Source organism: Haladaptatus rarus (genome assembly GCF_054177585.1).
In genome coordinates, this window is the sequence record NZ_JBPEHG010000003.1 from 403,356 (window position 1) to 420,000 (window position 16,645).

At 62.4% G+C, this 16,645-nt stretch carries 17 protein-coding genes; 9 read left to right on the forward strand and 8 right to left on the reverse strand.

The annotated features are described in order from the left end of the window. Positions 1-28: 28 nt before the first annotated feature. Positions 29-775 carry a cobalamin-binding protein gene (locus tag ACR3FE_RS10995; RefSeq protein WP_458207155.1) on the reverse strand — a complete coding sequence of 249 codons (747 nt, stop codon included), beginning with the start codon at positions 773-775 and terminating at the stop codon, positions 29-31. Between the two features lie 279 nt (positions 776-1,054). On the opposite strand from ACR3FE_RS10995, the gene ACR3FE_RS11000 reads away from it, so the two are divergent. The 4 genes from ACR3FE_RS11000 (at position 1,055) to ACR3FE_RS11015 (ending at position 4,440) form a co-directional block, all read left to right on the forward strand. Then, a complete protein-coding gene (locus ACR3FE_RS11000; protein WP_458207156.1) occupies positions 1,055-2,017 on the forward strand; it encodes a transcription initiation factor IIB in 963 nt (320 codons plus the stop codon). A gap of 65 nt (positions 2,018-2,082) precedes the next feature. Further along, a complete protein-coding gene (locus ACR3FE_RS11005) occupies positions 2,083-3,111 on the forward strand; it encodes a DNA-methyltransferase (RefSeq protein WP_458207199.1) in 1,029 nt (342 codons plus the stop codon). A 49-nt stretch (positions 3,112-3,160) separates the two neighbouring features. Beyond that, the gene (locus ACR3FE_RS11010) at positions 3,161-3,835 is read left to right on the forward strand and encodes a type I 3-dehydroquinate dehydratase (RefSeq protein WP_458207157.1); all 675 of its coding nucleotides are present in this window, start codon (positions 3,161-3,163) and stop codon (positions 3,833-3,835) included. Between the two features lie 188 nt (positions 3,836-4,023). Next, entirely contained in the window at positions 4,024-4,440 is a 417-nt protein-coding gene (locus tag ACR3FE_RS11015; protein WP_458207158.1) for a DUF7575 domain-containing protein, read from the forward strand. A gap of 70 nt (positions 4,441-4,510) precedes the next feature. Here ACR3FE_RS11015 and ACR3FE_RS11020 read toward each other — a convergent pair whose 3' ends face one another. From ACR3FE_RS11020 to trpC, 5 genes are all read right to left on the reverse strand, one after another. After that, entirely contained in the window at positions 4,511-5,680 is a 1,170-nt protein-coding gene (locus ACR3FE_RS11020; RefSeq protein ID WP_458207159.1) for a 3-dehydroquinate synthase II, read from the reverse strand. Between the two features lie 93 nt (positions 5,681-5,773). Then, a complete protein-coding gene (locus ACR3FE_RS11025; protein ID WP_458207160.1) occupies positions 5,774-6,568 on the reverse strand; it encodes a 2-amino-3,7-dideoxy-D-threo-hept-6-ulosonate synthase in 795 nt (264 codons plus the stop codon). A 27-nt stretch (positions 6,569-6,595) separates the two neighbouring features. Next, the gene (gene trpA / locus ACR3FE_RS11030; protein WP_458207161.1) at positions 6,596-7,429 is read right to left on the reverse strand and encodes a tryptophan synthase subunit alpha; all 834 of its coding nucleotides are present in this window, start codon (positions 7,427-7,429) and stop codon (positions 6,596-6,598) included. Then, positions 7,426-8,820 (reverse strand): tryptophan synthase subunit beta, encoded by a 1,395-nt coding sequence (gene trpB / locus ACR3FE_RS11035; RefSeq protein WP_458207200.1) that lies wholly within the window; start codon positions 8,818-8,820, stop codon positions 7,426-7,428. The genes trpA and trpB overlap by 4 nt, the downstream gene beginning before the upstream one ends. A 47-nt stretch (positions 8,821-8,867) precedes the next feature. Next, positions 8,868-9,641, reverse strand: coding sequence for an indole-3-glycerol phosphate synthase (trpC, locus tag ACR3FE_RS11040; protein ID WP_458207162.1), 774 nt, complete (start codon positions 9,639-9,641; stop codon positions 8,868-8,870). Positions 9,642-9,726: 85 nt separating this feature from the next. Between trpC and ACR3FE_RS11045 the strand changes: the two genes are divergently transcribed. Both ACR3FE_RS11045 and ACR3FE_RS11050 read left to right on the forward strand, forming a co-directional pair. Beyond that, on the forward strand, positions 9,727-10,188 hold the full coding sequence (locus ACR3FE_RS11045; RefSeq protein ID WP_458207163.1) for an MGMT family protein: 462 nt from the start codon (positions 9,727-9,729) through the stop codon (positions 10,186-10,188). A 143-nt stretch (positions 10,189-10,331) separates the two neighbouring features. Next, a complete protein-coding gene (locus ACR3FE_RS11050; protein ID WP_458207164.1) occupies positions 10,332-10,931 on the forward strand; it encodes a GNAT family N-acetyltransferase in 600 nt (199 codons plus the stop codon). Positions 10,932-11,124: 193 nt separating this feature from the next. Here ACR3FE_RS11050 and ACR3FE_RS11055 read toward each other — a convergent pair whose 3' ends face one another. Beyond that, positions 11,125-11,382: a hypothetical protein gene (locus tag ACR3FE_RS11055; protein WP_458207165.1), complete on the reverse strand. Its 258-nt coding sequence runs from the start codon at positions 11,380-11,382 to the stop codon at positions 11,125-11,127. A gap of 287 nt (positions 11,383-11,669) precedes the next feature. On the opposite strand from ACR3FE_RS11055, the gene ACR3FE_RS11060 reads away from it, so the two are divergent. Together ACR3FE_RS11060 and mce are read left to right on the forward strand one after the other, a co-directional pair. Next, positions 11,670-13,352, forward strand: a complete 1,683-nt coding sequence (locus tag ACR3FE_RS11060) for an acyl-CoA mutase large subunit family protein (protein ID WP_458207166.1) — start codon at positions 11,670-11,672, stop codon at positions 13,350-13,352. Between the two features lie 83 nt (positions 13,353-13,435). Then, positions 13,436-13,819, forward strand: a complete 384-nt coding sequence (gene mce / locus ACR3FE_RS11065; RefSeq protein ID WP_458207168.1) for a methylmalonyl-CoA epimerase — start codon at positions 13,436-13,438, stop codon at positions 13,817-13,819. A 126-nt stretch (positions 13,820-13,945) separates the two neighbouring features. Here the strand turns inward: mce and ACR3FE_RS11070 are convergent, their stop codons facing one another. Continuing rightward, positions 13,946-15,859 carry a beta-CASP ribonuclease aCPSF1 gene (locus ACR3FE_RS11070; protein ID WP_458207169.1) on the reverse strand — a complete coding sequence of 638 codons (1,914 nt, stop codon included), beginning with the start codon at positions 15,857-15,859 and terminating at the stop codon, positions 13,946-13,948. 298 nt (positions 15,860-16,157) lie between these two features. Here ACR3FE_RS11070 and ACR3FE_RS11075 point away from each other — a divergent pair, with 298 nt between their 5' ends. Next, a complete protein-coding gene (locus ACR3FE_RS11075) occupies positions 16,158-16,634 on the forward strand; it encodes a DUF7984 family protein (protein ID WP_458207170.1) in 477 nt (158 codons plus the stop codon). Positions 16,635-16,645 lie beyond the last annotated feature (11 nt).

The following is a 16,645-nucleotide window of genomic DNA, read 5'->3' on the forward strand; positions in this document are numbered from 1 at the left end:
ACCAGTTCCCGACCGGACTTGGGGATTTCTACTCGATCGCTTCTGGATGAAGCGTGGCGGCCATCCTCTCGATGCCGTCTATCAGTCTTGGACTCGGCTGGTTCAACAGTGAGTCGTCGAAGACGTGGACTGCGTCACGGTCGAGTGCGGGAATCTCCCAGTCTCGCTCCAGAACAGCTTCGGGGTCGCTTCGCTCGCCGCGTCCACAGACGTGGAGGAAGACGTGTTCCGGTTCGGCGTCCTCGATCACAGCCTGTTCGACTTCTCTCGACCGGTCGCCCGGTTGTAGGAACGGGTATCGGCCACCAGCGACAGCCACGGCGTCAGGTACCCAGTTTCCGGCGGCAGTCGGCGGATCAGACCATTCCTCGCAGTAGACGACGGGGCGGTCGCGTCCCGAGACCAGTCGGCGGACACGGTGGATTCGACTCCGCGCGCGCCACGCGAGGTCGTGCCCGGCGCGTGCGCAGTCGACCGCGCGTCCGAGCGTGGCGAACGATTCGACCATTTCGTCGAGCGTTCGTGGTTCGACGTGGACGACACGGTGCCCGCGTTCGCGGAGTTCGTCTCGTACGTCCGCTTGGAGGGAATCTGTTGTGAGGACGAGATCCGGGTTGCACGCCTCGACCGCCTCGAAATCGGGGTTCAGCCAGCCACCGACGCGGGTTGTTTCGACCGAACAGTGGTGTGTGACACCTACCAGTCGGTCGGTCGCATCGAGTTCACGGAGGATCTCCGTCACGCTCGGCGCGAGGGAGACGATGCGGCGAATCATGGCTTGCACGTTCGTCCGAATTCGGGTAAACGTTCCCCAGTCCCTCCGGTCGGAAACGTTCCTTTACCAGACGGTAATGTATGCTTAAACATTTCGCTCGTCTGACCCTGGACGGCGATTTCACGGCGTGTGTGACTGGTTCACGAACACAAAGCCTCCGAAAAACGAAGCCTTTAAGTACTTTTCGTCATAACGGCACGTTAAGACTACGCGGAATCCGGGTTTTAGAGGTTTTCCCCTGCCCGGTAGCCGACGCTCTCCCACACCGGGGTGTTCCACATGCCAAATACGTCAATCCGAACGAGAACCGAAGAAACGGAAGTAGAAGAACAACGAACTGGAGGCCAGAGCTGTCCCGAATGTAGCGGGAAGCTCATCGCGGACGCGGGCCACGGCGAGACCATCTGTGAAGACTGCGGACTGGTCGTCGAAGAGGACAACGTCGACCGCGGGCCAGAGTGGCGCGCGTTCGACGCGAAAGAGAAGAACGAAAAGTCCCGCGTCGGTGCGCCGACGACGAACACGATGCACGACAAGGGCCTCTCGACCAACATCGACTGGCGCAACAAGGACGCCTACGGAAACTCGCTCGGCTCGCGCCAGCGCGAGAAGATGCAGCGACTCCGCAAGTGGAACGAGCGATTCCGCACGCGCGACTCCAAAGAGCGCAATCTCAAACAGGCGCTCGGCGAGATCGACCGGATGGCGAGTGCGCTCGGCCTGCCGGACAACGTCCGGGAGATGGCCAGCGTCATCTACCGGCGCGCGCTGAACGAAGACCTCCTTCCGGGCCGCTCCATCGAAGGCGTTTCGACCTCCTGTGTCTACGCCGCCGCCCGACAGGCCGGTGTCCCGCGCAGTCTGGACGAGATCACGGACGTGAGCCGAGTCGATAAAAGCGAAGTGGCGCGCACCTACCGCTATGTCGTGCGCGAACTCAGCCTCGAAGTCAAACCCGCAGACCCCGAGAGCTACGTCCCGCGATTCGCGTCCGGTCTCGACCTCTCCGACGAGTCCGAACACCGCGCCCGCGAACTCCTTCGGAACGCGAAAGAACAGGGCGTTCACAGCGGCAAATCGCCGGTCGGTCTCGCTGCTGCCGCCGTCTACGCCGCCGCGCTCCTGACGAACGAGAAGACGACGCAGGCCGAAGTGAGCGACGTCGCCGACATCAGCGAGGTCACCATCCGCAACCGGTATCACGAACTGCTCGAAGCCGAGGAAGGTACCGTCGCGCTGTAATTTTCAGCCGATTCGTTTGAAAAGAGGTTTTTGCGGTGCGCCGATACATCCACACAGCAACTGCAATGGAGACCGAGCACGAGATTCACGTCGGCGACGCACGCGAGAGTTCGCTTCCGGATGATTCGATCGACCTCGTCGTCACCTCGCCGCCATACCCGATGATAGAGATGTGGGACGACCTGTTCGCCGAATTGAACGCCGAGATCGAGTCGGCATTGACACGCGGTGATGGAGACACCGCGTTCGAACTGATGCACGACGAACTCGCTTTCGTCTGGGAAGAGGTCGCTCGCGTGTTGAAACCCGGCGGAATCGCGGTGGTCAACGTCGGCGACGCGACCCGGAAGGTCGATGGAACTTTCCAGCTCTTCCCGAACCACTCGCGGGTGCTCCAACAGCTTCGGGACTGCGGTCTCTGCTCGCTCCCGGATATCCTCTGGCGCAAGCCCTCGAACCGCCTGACGAAGTTCATGGGGTCGGGGATGCTCCCGCCGAACGCCTACACCGCCCTCGAACACGAGTATCTGCTCGTCTTCCGGAACGGCGACACCAGGAAACTCGAACCGGGTTCGAATCGACGATACGAATCGGCCTACTTCTGGGAGGAGCGCAACGACTGGTTCTCCGACCTCTGGGTGGAGGTGCGCGGCGAGGTGCAGGAACTCGACCACGGCGACCTGCGCGAACGGTCTGCGGCGTTCCCGTTCGAACTGCCGTACCGGCTCATCTCGATGTTCTCCGTCTACGGCGACACTGTCCTCGACCCCTTCTGGGGAACTGGAACCACCTCGCTCGCGGCGATGGTCGCAGGTCGTAATTCGGTGGGATACGAACTCGAAGCGGAGTTCACCGGCGTCTTCGAGGAGCGCGTCGAGACGGCGCCCGAACTCTCGCGCAGCATCGTCCGCGACCGACTCGATGACCACTGTGAGTTCGTCCGCGACCACGACGGATCGCTCGGCTACGATGCTCGTCATTACGATTTCCCCGTCAAGACCGCCCAAGAGCGCGACATCCGCTTCTACGAGGTGACAGACGTTTCCCGCGATGGAGGCCGGTTCTTCGCCACGCACGAACCGTTCCACGAATAGTCGAATCTACTCCGACGATGCTTTTGTTCCGGCGGCCCGACCACCCACCATGGAGTTCGACTCGTTCGTCCTCGCGGCGAGCACGGCAGAGCTGTCCGTCGCGCCCCGGGCCCGCGACCACGCCGACATCGTGGAGTTCCGGATGGATCTCGCGGACGACCCGCTCAGTGCGCTCTCGGCCTGCGATGGCGACCTGCCCGTCCTCGCCACGAATCGAGCGTCGTGGGAGGGCGGCCAGGCGATCGGTAACGAGGAGCGACTGGACGCGCTCGCCACCGCCGCAGAACACGACGCCGTCGTCGCCATCGACCTCGAACTGGAGAGTCTGCTCACGGAACAGGGGGCGGCAGTGGCAGACCACGCACGCGAGAACGCATCCGCTGTCCTCGCCTCGGTTCACGATTTCGAGGAGACGCCCGCCCGAGAGGAGATGCGCGAACTGCTGCTGGACGCCACCGACCGCGCCGACGTGGGGAAACTGGCGGTCACCGCCGAAACCCGCGCCGATGTCCTTGACCTGCTCGCGGTCACAAACGATCTCACCGAGCGCGGGCGACGCGTGGCGACGATGGCGATGGGCGAAATCGGCAGTCACTCGCGGGCCGTCGCACCACTCTACGGGTCGAAAATCGGCTACGCACCACTGGATTCTGCGGACGCGACCGCGCCGGGTCAGTACGACTTGGCGACCCTGTCGCGGCTCATCCGGGAACTACGGGGATAGCGAAGTGGATGGAAGGAACTGCGAGTTTAGTACATTTCAGTAGAAAACAGTACAACAGAGTGAGCTGAAAAACCATCCCCACCGTCTTCAGACGCTAACGCAGAGCCGATTTCGGCACGCAGAAAATCATCCCCCATTAAAAACGGTATCGGAAGGGTTTAACACTACCCAACAACAACCCACGAATAGTGACACAGAACCGAAAGCGCCCGTGGCTCGCGGCCCTGCTTGCCTTCGTCTACCCCGGTCTGGGGCATGCGTACCTCCGGCAGTGGCTTCGAGCGCTTCTCTGGTTCGCCTTCGCCCTGACGACAGCGATGGTGTTCATCCCCGAGAGCACGTTCCAGAGCGTCGAGGCTGGTGGCCTTTCGGCGTACGTGCAGGCTACACAGACCCTGTCCACGAGCGTCATCATCCCTATCCTCGTCGTCCAGTTGTGCAACATCCTCGATGCCTACTGGGCCGCCCTTCGAGGTAATCGGGCTACCACGGCGACGGGTGGCGACAGCGCGCGCTGCCCGAACTGCGGTCGAGAAGTGGACGAAGAGATCGACTTCTGCCAGTGGTGTACCACGCCGATCGAGAGCGACGCGACCGCTCAGTAGTGATCTACTCAGTAACCGATCGTTCGAACCCCCACTCGACGAGCGACTGCTGAAAAACGACTGCCGACGGCTACTTCTCGATGATGCTCTCTTCGACGCTCTCGCCGAAGTGCCGAGCGCCACCTTCGAGGAAGAGTTTTACCTCGTCGCCCTCTGCGAGGTCGGTCACCGATTTTCGCCCGTCGCGCGTGGCGACCTTGATGGTCTCCGCGTTCTGGAGGAGCGTCTCGACGCGGTCGCCGTCCGGCGTTTCGACTTCGACGCGGAACATCGGACGCTTCTCGATCTTCACCCGTCCGACGACCGCCTCACGAGTGTTGCCGTCGGTATCGACGATCTGCACCTCGTCGCCGCTCTGGAGTTCCGCGAGGTACTTCGTCTCACCACCAGGCGTCCGAACGTAGGCGTGAACAGCACCCGCGTTCACCCGGAACGGTCGGGAGGCGACGTAGGGCGATTCGGCGGTCTCCGCGTGGACGAAGAAGAGACCGCGCGACATCGACCCGACGAGCATCCCTTCGTCGTGCTCCATCAGCGACCCGGAATCGACGCAGACGCGGTCGGCGCTCCCGGTCTGTTCGATAGTTCGCACTTCGCCCCATTCGAGGTCGAGTTTCTCGCGCTCGGTGGCGTCACGGACGTTGACCGTCGCGCGGATCTCGTCCGGGTCGTCGCTGTCCAGCAACACTGCGTCGGCGCCGATCTCCAGCGTCTCGAACGCTGTTCGAGCCTCGTTTGCGTTCGTGACGCCTGCGACGAGTTCGGTCTCCTCACCGATCCGTGCGATGAGGTTTTCCAAGGGGATAATCGTCCAGTCCTCGCCGACGATGATAGTGTACTCTGCCTCTTCCGCCGCCGCCTCCGCGAACGCTTCGTAAGATTCGCCCAGGATACGGACGAAAGCTCCTTCTGCAGCGTCGTTTCGTCGGAGCGTCGAGAGGTCGGCGGACCCCGAGAAATCGGATGGCAGGTCGACCGTCCCGTCACCTTCGCCGTCTTTGCCGACGATTCGCGCGTCGGCGTCGGGGGTGGCGTCTTCTTCTGCGTCCATCACGTGGACGTCGCCGTCCGAGCGGAACGCCGCGACGTTGACCTCGCCGAGTTCGCGGACGCGCTCGATGTCGTGTTTGTCCACGAGCACCCAGTCGACGCCTGCTTCCAGTCCTGCCGTGATTCGTCTGCGCCGGTCATCCCAGTCGCCGACTGCCGAGTCGGCTTTCAACCACACGGAGCGTGTCATATCTCCACGGTCGAATCGGGATGGCTTCAACGTGGCGAATACGGCGACTCCTTCGAGGCGAGGTCGGTCGGAGATAAAACCAACGACCGAAAATCAGACTTCCACGACGAGTCCTGCGTTCTCCAGCGCATCCTCGGCGGAGAGGTCGTCGTGAACGACACTCGTCACGGCCCGCGCGATGGCTTCCGGGTCGTCGTGCTGAAAGACCGACCGACCCATAGAGACGCCCGCCGCGCCTGCATCCATCGCACCGCGAACCGCTTCGAGGGTCGCCCGGTCGCTTTCGGGTTTGCCACCCGCGATGATGACGGGGAGACGCGTCGAGTCCACGACGTGCTCGAAGCTCTTCGCGTCGCCGCTGTATGACGTCTTCACCACGTCAGCACCGAGTTCTTCCGCGAGTCGAACCGCGTGTCCGAGACTCTCGGCGTCGTGCTCGTCGATACCGGGGCCGCGTGCGTAGGACATGGCGAGAACCGGGAGTCCGAAGCGGTCGGCTTCCTCACAGACCTGTGCGAGTTCGGTGATCTGCTTGGGTTCGTGGTCGCTTCCGACGTTGATGTGGAAGGAGACGGCGTCCGCGCCAGCACGGATGGCTTCTTCGACCGTGCCGGTCATGCGTTTGTCGTTCGAGTCCGGCCCGATCGTCGTCGAAGCGTTCAGGTGGACGACGTAGCCAGCATCGTTCTTGTTCGAGTGGACGCGCGGTGCGATTCCCTTCTGCGTGAGGACGGCGTCGGCACCCCCCCGAGTGACAGCGTCGATGGTCGCTTCGATGTTCTTCAGCCCGCTTACTGCCCCGAGCGTGATTCCGTGATCCATCGGGACGACGACGTAGCGCCCGTCGCGCCCGATGCGGTCGAGTCGTGCCGCAGTTCCTGTGTTCATAGTATGTGAATGTGTGGCAAGCAGTTTTCAAGTGTGTTCCGATTCCGGTACTTCGTGCCTCCCTTCGCGTGCCCCGGATTTGAGTTCCGCGGCTTTCGATTCGAGGCGGTCAGCGATGGTTTCGACGGCTTCGTCCGACGCGATGATATCCACGAGCGCGCTCCCGACGACGACGCCATCAGCACCTGCAGAGACGATCTCTCGGGCGTGTTCGCCCTCGCTCACGCCGAACCCGACCGCCTTCGGCAGGTCGGTATCTGCGAGTCGGGCAAGACTCTCGTGGGTCGCACCACTCACGTCCATCTGTGCGCCCGTCGTTCCCAGTCGAGCCTGGACGTAGACGAAGCCGGATGCGCGCGAGACGATGCGCGCTCTGCGTTCGTCCGTGGTCGTCGGCGCGACGATGAACACGAGGTCGAGTCCGTAGTCGTCACAGGCGCTCCGGAGCGGGCCACTCTCCTCGACCGGGAGGTCGGGAACGATGAGCCCCGACAGACCGGCGTCCGCGGCGGCCTTTACGAACGGTTCGACCCCGTCCGTATCTCCGTACTGATAGACGAGATTGTAGTAGGTCATGCAGACGATGGGAACGTCCACGTCGAGGTCGGCGACGAGTTCGAGGTAGCGGTTCGGTGTCATGCCCGCATCGAGGGCGCGCTGGATGGCGTTCTGGATGGTCGGCCCGTCCGCGATCGGTTCTGAGAAGGGCAGGCCGAGTTCGACGACATCCGCCCCACCCTTCGCCAGCGCCCGGACGTACTCTTTCGTCGCTTCCGGATTCGGGTCGCCCGCCACGACGTACGGAATCAGTGCGGGGTCGTCCGAAAAGGCGGCTTCGAGGGACGATTCTTCGCTCTTCATTCGAAGACCCCCATCCCCGGCGCACCTTCGATGTCGCGTTTCTCGCTCTCTTCGATGACCGTATCGAGGTCTTTGTCGCCTCGCCCGGAGATGGCGACGACCACGAGGTCGCCCAACTCCTCGGCTTCTTCTCGCGGCGAGGGACTCGCGGTTTCACCGCTCGCCTTCCGAGACTCCGTCGGAGTCTCGCCTCCGCCGCTCGACCGTTCCGCGGCACAACGTGCCGCGCGTTCTAAGAACGCAACGGCGTGACTCGATTCGAGTGCTGGAATGATTCCCTCCTGTTTCGAGAGACGATGGAACGCTTCGAGTGCTGCGTCGTCGCCGACGTTTACGGGCGTCACTCGCCCCGTTTCGACGAGATGGGCGAGTTCCGGACCGACGCCGGAGTAGTCCAGTCCGGCACTCACGCTGTGGGATTCGAGGATCTGACCGTCGCGGTTCTGGAGCAGTTTGGTTCGCGCACCGTGGAGGACGCCGTCTTCGCCGGTCGAGAGCGAGGCGGAGTGGGGCGCGACGCCTTCGGCTTCGTCGATGGTCAGGCCGGTACCGCCTGCTTCCACGGCGTAGAGGTTCACGGGTTCGTCTTCTCGCGGGCCGTGCCCGCTCGAATGATCCGCGGAACTTCGCTCCGCGCTATCGACGAAGTGGTGGAACGTCCCCATCGTGTTCGACCCGCCACCTGCACAGGCGACCACGCTATCCGGTAGTCGCCCTGCCTGCTCTCGAATCTGCTCGCGTACCTCCTCGCTGATAACCGCCTGGAAGTCGCGCACCATCCGGGGGAAGGGGTGTGGCCCGACGACGCTCCCGATGACGTAGTGGGTGTCCTCGACGTTCGTAGCCCAGTCGCGCATCGTCTCGTTGATCGCTTCTTTGAGCGTCCCGGAGCCGACATCGACGGGATTCACCTCGGCGTCGTGGGTTCGCATCCGGAAGACGTTCGGACGCTGGCGGTTGATGTCGGTGCGGCCCATGTACACCTCGCAGTCGATGTCGAGGTAGGCGGCGGCCATCGCCGTCGCGGTACCGTGCTGGCCCGCACCGGTTTCGGCGACGATCCGGTCTTTGCCCATGTACTTCGCCAGCAATACCTGTCCGAGCGCGTTGTTCAGTTTGTGCGCGCCGCCGTGAAGCAAGTCTTCGCGTTTGAGGTATATCTCACGGTCGTATCGTTCGCTCAGGGAGTCCGCCCGCTGGAGTGGCGTCGGTCTCCCGCCGAAATCTCGCAGATGGCGGCGAAACTCGTCCATGAACCCGTCCTCGTTGTGGCGAACGTACCGTTCGTAGGCCGACTGGAGTTCCTCGATGGCGGGCATCAGCACCTCGGGGACGTACTGACCGCCATACTCGCCAAATTTGGTTTCGGTTACCGTCGTGTCGTTCGCCATCCCTATCTTCTCCGCTTCTGTCTTCTCAGTCTCTCTTCCCTGTTCGCTCATGCCTCGACCAGCCTCCGGGTGTTCTCGGTCACGTCTCCATCCATGATCGCGCTCCCGACGAGTAGCCCGTCTGCCCCTGCCTCGCGCATCCGGCGGGCGTCTTCGGCGGTCGTGATTCCGCTCTCCGCGATAAGCGTCACGTCGTCGGGCACTGCGGGCGCGACCGATTCGAAGGTTTCGAGGTTCACCTCGAGTCGTGCGAGGTCGCGGTTGTTCACACCGACGATCTCTGCCCCTGCGTCGAGGGCATCGACCAGTTCGTCGCGGGTGTGTACCTCTACGAGCACTTGAAATCCGCGCTCGCGGGCAGCGGCGAGGAGTCCTTCGAGGTCGTCGACGAACCGCGCGATGAGCAAGACAAGGTCTGCTTCCACGGCGTCCAGTTGCTCCTCCCGCAGGATGAAGTCCTTGCGAAGAACCGGTACGTCCACCGCCGCTCGAACCCGGCGAAGGTTCTCGACCGAACCGCCGAAATACGCCGGCTCGGTGAGCACCGACAGAGCTGTTGCACCCCCCGCTACCATCTGTCGGGCCAGTTCGACCGGATCGTCGGTTCGTTCCCCATCCGTCGTCGGACTTGTCGGTTTCACCTCTGCCACGAGTGGCACCTGTCCATCGTCCTCCGCGCGAGCGAGCGCGTCCGGGAGCGAGCGTACCGCGTGCGCGTCCATAGATGCGCGCTCCCGAGGCACGGTGCGCTCGTCTTCGCGCGCTCGCGCGGCCCGAAGGATGGATTCGACCGCAGGTGCGAGTGCTCCTTCTCCGTCCATTGATGTACATTAACGGACTAGTTTGTACATAAGACTTGCGTCCGGGGAACGAATCTTGAAGTTTCCGAGGGACGTTCGCCTCGCTATGGACGAGAGTGCCGGAATCTACGCGCAGGAATCGGCCTATCTGGGGCGGTTCGTGCAGATGGGGGTCGCAAGCGGACGCGTGTTGCGCGTGACCTTCCCCCACGACGCCGACGAGGACGCCGAAGAAGACCACGCGGTTCTCGACCGCATCATCGCGTATCTGGAGGGCGTGGAGGACGATTTCGAGGACGTACAGGTCGCGCTGACGCTCCCGACCGACCAGCGGAACGTCCTCGAAGCGGTGCGGAACGTGCCCTACGGCGAGCAGGTGAACGTCGAGACGCTGACCCGAATGACGCCCGGCCTCGACCACACCGAGGACGTCGACCTCCAGCTCACACGAACTGCGCTGGACGCGAATCCCGCGCCGGTCTTGATCCCCGACCACCGCGTGCGCGATGGGCCGAGTGCCGCGCCACCGGACATCGAGCAGAAGTTGCGGTCGCTGGAAGGGTTGTGATGGGTTCATCGTCGGTGGAATCGTCGATTTTAGTCTAGCGCGGGGTCATGGGCTGAACGTGGTTCCATTCTCAGGTATAAAGTTTCGGCAGGCGTCGGGAAGTGATGGATGACTTTTTGACGTTTGCGAGCGAATGACTAGCTATGTACGTCCGGGACGCGAAAAACAGAGAGGAGGTCTGGCTGCTCGACAACATCGAGGCGATGGGACTGGACGAAACTGCCTTCCGATCCCGGGATTACGTCGTCGCTATCGACGAAACGTCGGGCGAGAAGGCCGGGTTCGGTCGGATTCGTATCCACAAACCCGACGACGCTCCCGATATCTGCGAGTTGACGAGCATCGGCGTCGTGAAGCCGTGGCGCGGCCAGGGCGTCGGCGCGCACGTCATTGAGCGCCTGATCGACAAAGCAGGTGACAACGATTTCGAGGAGGTGTACGCCCTCGTCGGCGTGCCCGACTATCTCGCACAGTTCGGCTTCGAACCCATCGATATCGGCGAACTGCCCCCCAAGCTACGCGATCGCCTCGACGCGAAACGCGAGCAGACGGAACCCGACGCCGTGCCGATGGTGCTCGCGGTCGCGGAGTTCGAGATGCCCGACCAACTGCGTGAACGATTCAAGAACGCCCAGCCTCGGGAGACTGAACCAGAGGACAACACGGACTCGGAGGAGATGGCCGAAGAGTTCGGTATCGACCCCGACAGCGCGACCTACAAATACGATACCGGACGGCACTAGTTCCACGAGTGTGAGTCGTCTGTTACCTTCGGTTCGGAATCTCTGTAGTATGTACTCCAGCGATGACGCTGGTTTAGAAAGCCCCCGCCGTCTGGACTCGGGCGTCTCGTTGCGCGCTTCGGTTCGGGAACGAGTTCCCTCACCTTGCAGTGCTTAGCGGGCGAGAGCGAAGCTCTCGCTGCTTCCCACTCGCTCACGTCCGTTCACTCGCGGGAACGTCGCCGTCCTTCGTCCAGACGGCGGCCCCTTTCATTCCCACCCGAACCGCCACCGCACCGCCACAGCCACAGCCACGAGCCTCCCCAACCGACTCCTTCGCTCCCTTCGGTCGCTCGGTCGCTCGGTCGCTCGGTCGTCCCTCGCGCGGGAGTCTGGCGCTGGCGGCGAGGCCAGCGCGCGCCGGGGCCGGTTGACCAGCCAGCCGAAAGGTTGCGCCAGCGCGGTTTTGCACTCGGTATTCGCTTCGCTCACCCCTCGTGCGAGTGCGCTGGCGGGGAGGTGTGGGGATACTGACGGTTGCGGTGGCGGTTCCTTGACGGACTGAAAGGGCGAGCCTAGCCCACGAGGGCTTTCTGGGACACTGTCATGGAGCAGCCTCGGTCGTCGTAAAACACAAAACGACGGGATTTGGATGTCGAAGTTCTCATTCCACCGTTTCTCTGCGCTCTCCTCTCCGATCCCATCCTAGCCGAGGTCGTCTGTCAACTCTTAAGGCTCAGCCCCGCAACAATCCAGACAATGTTCGACGCGGACGACCTCGAAGAAATCCGCCGGGGGAAAGACGACTGGGAGGACGAGACACTCGACCCCACGCTTGAGCAATTCGGCGAACGAAAAGAGGAGTTCACGACCGACACGGACGGGCAGACGGTCGAGCGACTCTATACGCCGAACGACGTGGCCGAGCTGGACTACGAGGACGACCTCGGCTTCCCCGGAGAAGACCCCTACACGCGCGGTGTCTATCCGACGATGTACCGTGGGCGGCTGTGGACGATGCGCCAGTACGCTGGATTCGGCACGGCGGAAGAGACGAACGAACGCTATCACTATCTCATCGACAACGGGCAGACGGGACTCTCGGTCGCGTTCGACCTGCCGACCCAGATGGGCTACGATTCGGACGACGAGATGTCGTCCGGTGAGGTCGGCAAATCCGGCGTCGCCATCGACTCTCTGGCCGATATGGAGATGCTCTTCGACGGCATCCCGCTAGACGAAGTGAGCACGTCGATGACCATCAACGCGCCCGCGTCGGTGCTGCTGGCGATGTACATCGCGGTTGGCGACGAGCAAGGTGTCGACCGCGAACAGCTCCGGGGCACCATCCAGAACGACCTGCTCAAAGAGTACATCGCCCGGAACACGTACATCTATCCGCCCGAGCCGTCGATGCGGATCATCACCGACATCTTCGAATTCTGTGCCGAGGAGACGCCGAAGTTCAACACCATCTCCATCTCGGGGTACCACGTCCGCGAGGCGGGGGCGACTGCAGCACAGGAACTCGCGTTCACGCTCGGCAACGGTATCGAATACGTCGAGGCCGCGCTCGATGCCGGATTGGACGTAGACGAGTTCGCCCCGCAGCTCTCGTTCTTCTTCAACGCGCACAACGACATCCTGGAGGAGGTGGCAAAATTCCGCGCCGCCCGGCGGATGTGGGCGACCATCATGGAAGATCGGTTCGGCGCTGAACATCCGAAATCGAAACAGCTCAAGTTCCACACCCAGACCGCGGGCTCCACCCTGACCGCCCAGCAGATCGAGAACAACGTCGTTCGCGTCGCGTACCAGGCGCTCGCCGCCGTCCTCGGTGGCACCCAGAGCCTTCACACGAACGGAAAAGACGAGGCGCTGGCACTTCCGACCGAAAAGAGCGTCAGAACCGCGCTCCGAACCCAGCAGATCCTCGCGCACGAAAGCGGTGCTGCCGACACCATCGACCCACTCGCGGGAAGCTACTACGTCGAAGCCCTGACCGACGACCTCGAAGCGGAGGCGTTCGACCTCATCGACTCGATCGACGAGAAGGGCGGGATGCTCCCGGCCATCGAGAGCCAGTGGGTACAGCGCCAGATCCAGGACGTGGCGTTCGACCGCCAGCAGGAGGTCGAAGCGGGCGAGCGCATCATCGTCGGTGTCAACGAGTTCGAGGTGGACGAGGAGCCCGAGATGGACATCCAGGAAGTCACCGAAGAAGACGAGCGCCGACAGATCGACCGTCTGAACGACGTTCGAGCCGAGCGCGACGAGGAGCGCGTCGAGGAGACGCTGGCCGCGCTCCGCGAGGCTGCGGAAGGTGACGACAACCTCATGCCGTGCATCGTCGATGCGGTGAAAGCCTACGCCACGGTCGGCGAGGTCTGTGACGTCCTCCGGGACGTGTTCGGTGAGTACCACCCCGGAACGGCGATATAACGGCCGAACCGACGGGAAAGGGTTTCTACCGAACCAACGAGGTATTTCACTGGCATTATACCGGCCGACGCCGAGTTTCGACCATGCACATCGACCACCTCGGTATCGCAACCGAGAACGCCGACGAACTGACCGACCAGTACAGCGCCCTCTTCGACGCTCCCATCGCTCACGAGGAGGAGTTCGACGGCCTGAAAGTTGTCTTCCTCGATTTCGATGGGGGCTACTTCGAACTTCTCGAGCCCCTCGAAGAAGGAACGATCTCGCGCTATCTGGACAGTCGCGGGCCGGGCATCCACCACGTCGCGCTCCGAACGGAGGACATCGAGGGTGCGCTGGAGACGGCCCGAGAACACGATGTCACACTCATCGACGAGGAACCGCGACCCGGCGCGTGGGGTCACGACGTCGCCTTCTTGCATCCGAAATCGACCGGCGGCGTGCTCGTCGAGTACGTCCAGCACTGAGGTTCGACTCGATTCTCCGCACTCTTTCCATCGTTTCGTCCGAAACGACCGATCGACGGGCGACGAAATCTCCTCCGATAGATACGAACAGAACGAGCGAGGGATGCTACCGTCGAGTGGGGGCGTTCACTTGAAGCGGAACGTCTCCAGATTCTTCGGAGCGAACGTCCGGATGTTGAACTCGTGGTAGAGCGACGAGGAGAGATCCTGTGTCGAACTCTCGTCACCGTGGACACAGAGCACCTTCTCGGGACGCGGGTTCATCGTCTTCACGAAGTCCATCAGTCCCTGTCGGTCTGCGTGACCGGAGAAGCCGTCGACCGTCTTGACGTCCATCTTCAGGCTGAGCGTCTTGCTCCGGCCACCCTGGTTGAGCGGAATCTCGTCCCAGCCGGTCTGGATGCGCCGTCCGAGCGTTCCCTGTGCCTGGTAGCCGACGAACACCATCGTGTTCCGCTCGTCGCCACCGAGGTGTTCGAGCCACGACATGATGGGGCCGCCCGTGACCATCCCGGACGTAGAGAGGATGATCGCCGGGTCGCCGTCGGCGACGTCCTGTCGTTCGTCCTCGCCGCCGTCGATGTGGTTGAACTGCGGTGCGAGGAACGGGTTCTCGTCCTCGTGGAAGATGCGGTCGCGCAGGTCGTCGCGCAGATACTCGGGATAGGTGGTGTGGATCGCCGTCGCCTCCCAGATCATCCCGTCCAGGTGGACGGGCATGGTCGGAATCTCGCCTTCGCGCATCGCTTCCTCGATGACGAGCATCATCTCCTGTGAGCGCCCTACCGCGAACGCGGGGATGACGACCTTCCCGCCCTTCTCGTGTGTCTCGTTGATGATGCGCTTGAGTTCTTCTTCCGAATCCTTCTGGTCGGTCTGGTAGTCGTTGCGACCACCGTAAGTCGATTCGAGGACGAGCGTCTCGACGCGCGGGAAGTCGTTCACTGCGCCGTTGAACAGACGCGTATCGGTGTAGTGGATGTCGCCCGAGAACGCGACGTTGTACAGGCCGTCTCCGATGTGGAAGTGCGAGACGGCGGAACCGAGGATGTGGCCCGCATTGTGGAAGGTGAGTTTCACGTCCGGCGCGATGTCGGTCACGTCACCGTATTCGAGTGGGATGGTATGTTTGATCCCCTCTCGAACCATCTCGCTCTCGTACGGTGGCACGCGGCCTTCTTTCGCGGCCACGTCGAGGTAGTCGAGCTGGAGCAGGCCCATCAGGTCGCGGGTCGGCTCGGTCGTGTAGATCGGGCCGTCGTAGCCATATTTGAACAGCAGCGGGAGAAGCGCGCTGTGATCCAGATGAGCGTGCGTGAGCACCACCGCGTCGATGGTGCTCGCACCTGCGCCGAGTGCTTCCTCGACCTGGAGGTACGGCACGTCGTCGGAACCGGGTTTGTCACCGCAGTCGACGAGGATGCGCGTCTCGGGGGTCGAAAGGATGAAACTCGCTCGCCCGACTTCGCGGCAACAGCCGAGCGTGGTGATACGCACCCACTCTTCGTTGCTCATCTCCTCGCGGTGGATCTGCCTGCCGACCTTCTCCAGGATGTCGCGGCGGTCTTCTCGTTCCTGTTTCAAGAAGTTTCTGACGTTCGATACCGTCGAGGATTCGATAGGGGGCGTTCGGACGACTTCCGGTGTCCAGCCTACTTCCTGTGTAATCTCGCGGAGCGTGCTCCCGTGCTTGCCGATGACCATTCCCGGCTTCTCGGCTTCGATGACGACTTCCCCCGTGTCAGCGTGGAAGTCGAGATCGGTCACACCTGCTTCGTCCGGAATGACGTCGAGGATCTCTTCCCGAGCGTTTTCGGGACGTGAGAGGACGTCAGGGTCGGGACGAACCGTGATGCGCTTTCGAAGCTGGCTCGCCAGTTTTCGAATGAGGTCACCGTTGCGCGCGAACTTCTTGGGGTTGCGCGTGTAGATGACCAGTTCGGGGCCTTCGTACTTGACGTCTGACACCGAAATGTCACTCGGTAGTTCGCTCGTGATCGTTGCTTTGAGGTCTTCGAGTTGTTGCTCTACTTTACTCATGGTGAAAACAGTCCGCTCGTCTGATACGTGACGGTGTGCTGTTCGTCCGACTGCTTGGGTATCGTCGTAGACGGTGGGTTCGACCACCGTGACCACTACGACTCGTACAGCACAACATAGATTGTCTCGATTTTTCTGCGGGATTGTGGATTACGCACTGTCGCGCGTACTGTGGTCCTGGTCTCCGAAAGCCATCCGTCGAGGGGGACACAGGAAAACCCGCTTATCACCCAGTAAACGGTCGGATTATAAAAGCCTTCTCAAAACTCCTAAATCCACTCTGCCCGACGTGTTCTCCATGCACCTCTCTCCGGCCACTGTCGCAGACCAGCGCGACTGGATTCGAGCGCGAACGGATGTCGTGACGCTCATCAATCGCGTGCGAGCAGACCTCGGCGAGGCGTTCGAGACGGACGTGGCGAGCGTCACAGAATCGACGTACCGCGACGAGGTGGACGTCATCTTCGCCGATGGCGACCTCGCGGTGAACGTCGCCGGACTGGTCGCCATCCTCCGAGACCTCGATGTGGATGGCGACTACCCCGGATTCGTCGTCGACGAACTCCTGGGGAGAGAACTCGCCGGGATGATCGCTGGGAATCAACCCCTTCGACTCCTGGGTGAAGCGACGTTCCACTACGCGGACGTGATGCACCACGGCGACGACGAAGTCGCAGGGTTAGACGACTTGGACGCCGCACTCGCCGCCGGATTTCAGACGCGACTGCCGGGCTGGAAGTGGACAGAGCGCGAAAGTCCATTTTCGGTTGAATGAATCCGGTGTCG

Excerpts from the sequence above, each read along its gene's own strand:
- ACR3FE_RS10995 (WP_458207155.1), bottom strand. The coding sequence starts at position 775 with ATGATTCGCCGCATCGTCTCCCTCGCGCCGAGCGTGACGGAGATCCTC.
- ACR3FE_RS11000 (WP_458207156.1), top strand. The coding sequence starts at position 1,055 with ATGCCAAATACGTCAATCCGAACGAGAACCGAAGAAACGGAAGTAGAA.
- ACR3FE_RS11005 (WP_458207199.1), top strand. The coding sequence starts at position 2,083 with ATGGAGACCGAGCACGAGATTCACGTCGGCGACGCACGCGAGAGTTCG.
- ACR3FE_RS11010 (WP_458207157.1), top strand. The coding sequence starts at position 3,161 with ATGGAGTTCGACTCGTTCGTCCTCGCGGCGAGCACGGCAGAGCTGTCC.
- ACR3FE_RS11020 (WP_458207159.1), bottom strand. The coding sequence starts at position 5,680 with ATGACACGCTCCGTGTGGTTGAAAGCCGACTCGGCAGTCGGCGACTGG.
- ACR3FE_RS11025 (WP_458207160.1), bottom strand. The coding sequence starts at position 6,568 with ATGAACACAGGAACTGCGGCACGACTCGACCGCATCGGGCGCGACGGG.
- trpA (WP_458207161.1), bottom strand. The coding sequence starts at position 7,429 with ATGAAGAGCGAAGAATCGTCCCTCGAAGCCGCCTTTTCGGACGACCCC.
- trpB (WP_458207200.1), bottom strand. The coding sequence starts at position 8,820 with ATGGCGAACGACACGACGGTAACCGAAACCAAATTTGGCGAGTATGGC.
- trpC (WP_458207162.1), bottom strand. The coding sequence starts at position 9,641 with ATGGACGGAGAAGGAGCACTCGCACCTGCGGTCGAATCCATCCTTCGG.
- ACR3FE_RS11045 (WP_458207163.1), top strand. The coding sequence starts at position 9,727 with ATGGACGAGAGTGCCGGAATCTACGCGCAGGAATCGGCCTATCTGGGG.
- ACR3FE_RS11050 (WP_458207164.1), top strand. The coding sequence starts at position 10,332 with ATGTACGTCCGGGACGCGAAAAACAGAGAGGAGGTCTGGCTGCTCGAC.
- ACR3FE_RS11060 (WP_458207166.1), top strand. The coding sequence starts at position 11,670 with ATGTTCGACGCGGACGACCTCGAAGAAATCCGCCGGGGGAAAGACGAC.
- mce (WP_458207168.1), top strand. The coding sequence starts at position 13,436 with ATGCACATCGACCACCTCGGTATCGCAACCGAGAACGCCGACGAACTG.
- ACR3FE_RS11070 (WP_458207169.1), bottom strand. The coding sequence starts at position 15,859 with ATGAGTAAAGTAGAGCAACAACTCGAAGACCTCAAAGCAACGATCACG.
- ACR3FE_RS11075 (WP_458207170.1), top strand. The coding sequence starts at position 16,158 with ATGCACCTCTCTCCGGCCACTGTCGCAGACCAGCGCGACTGGATTCGA.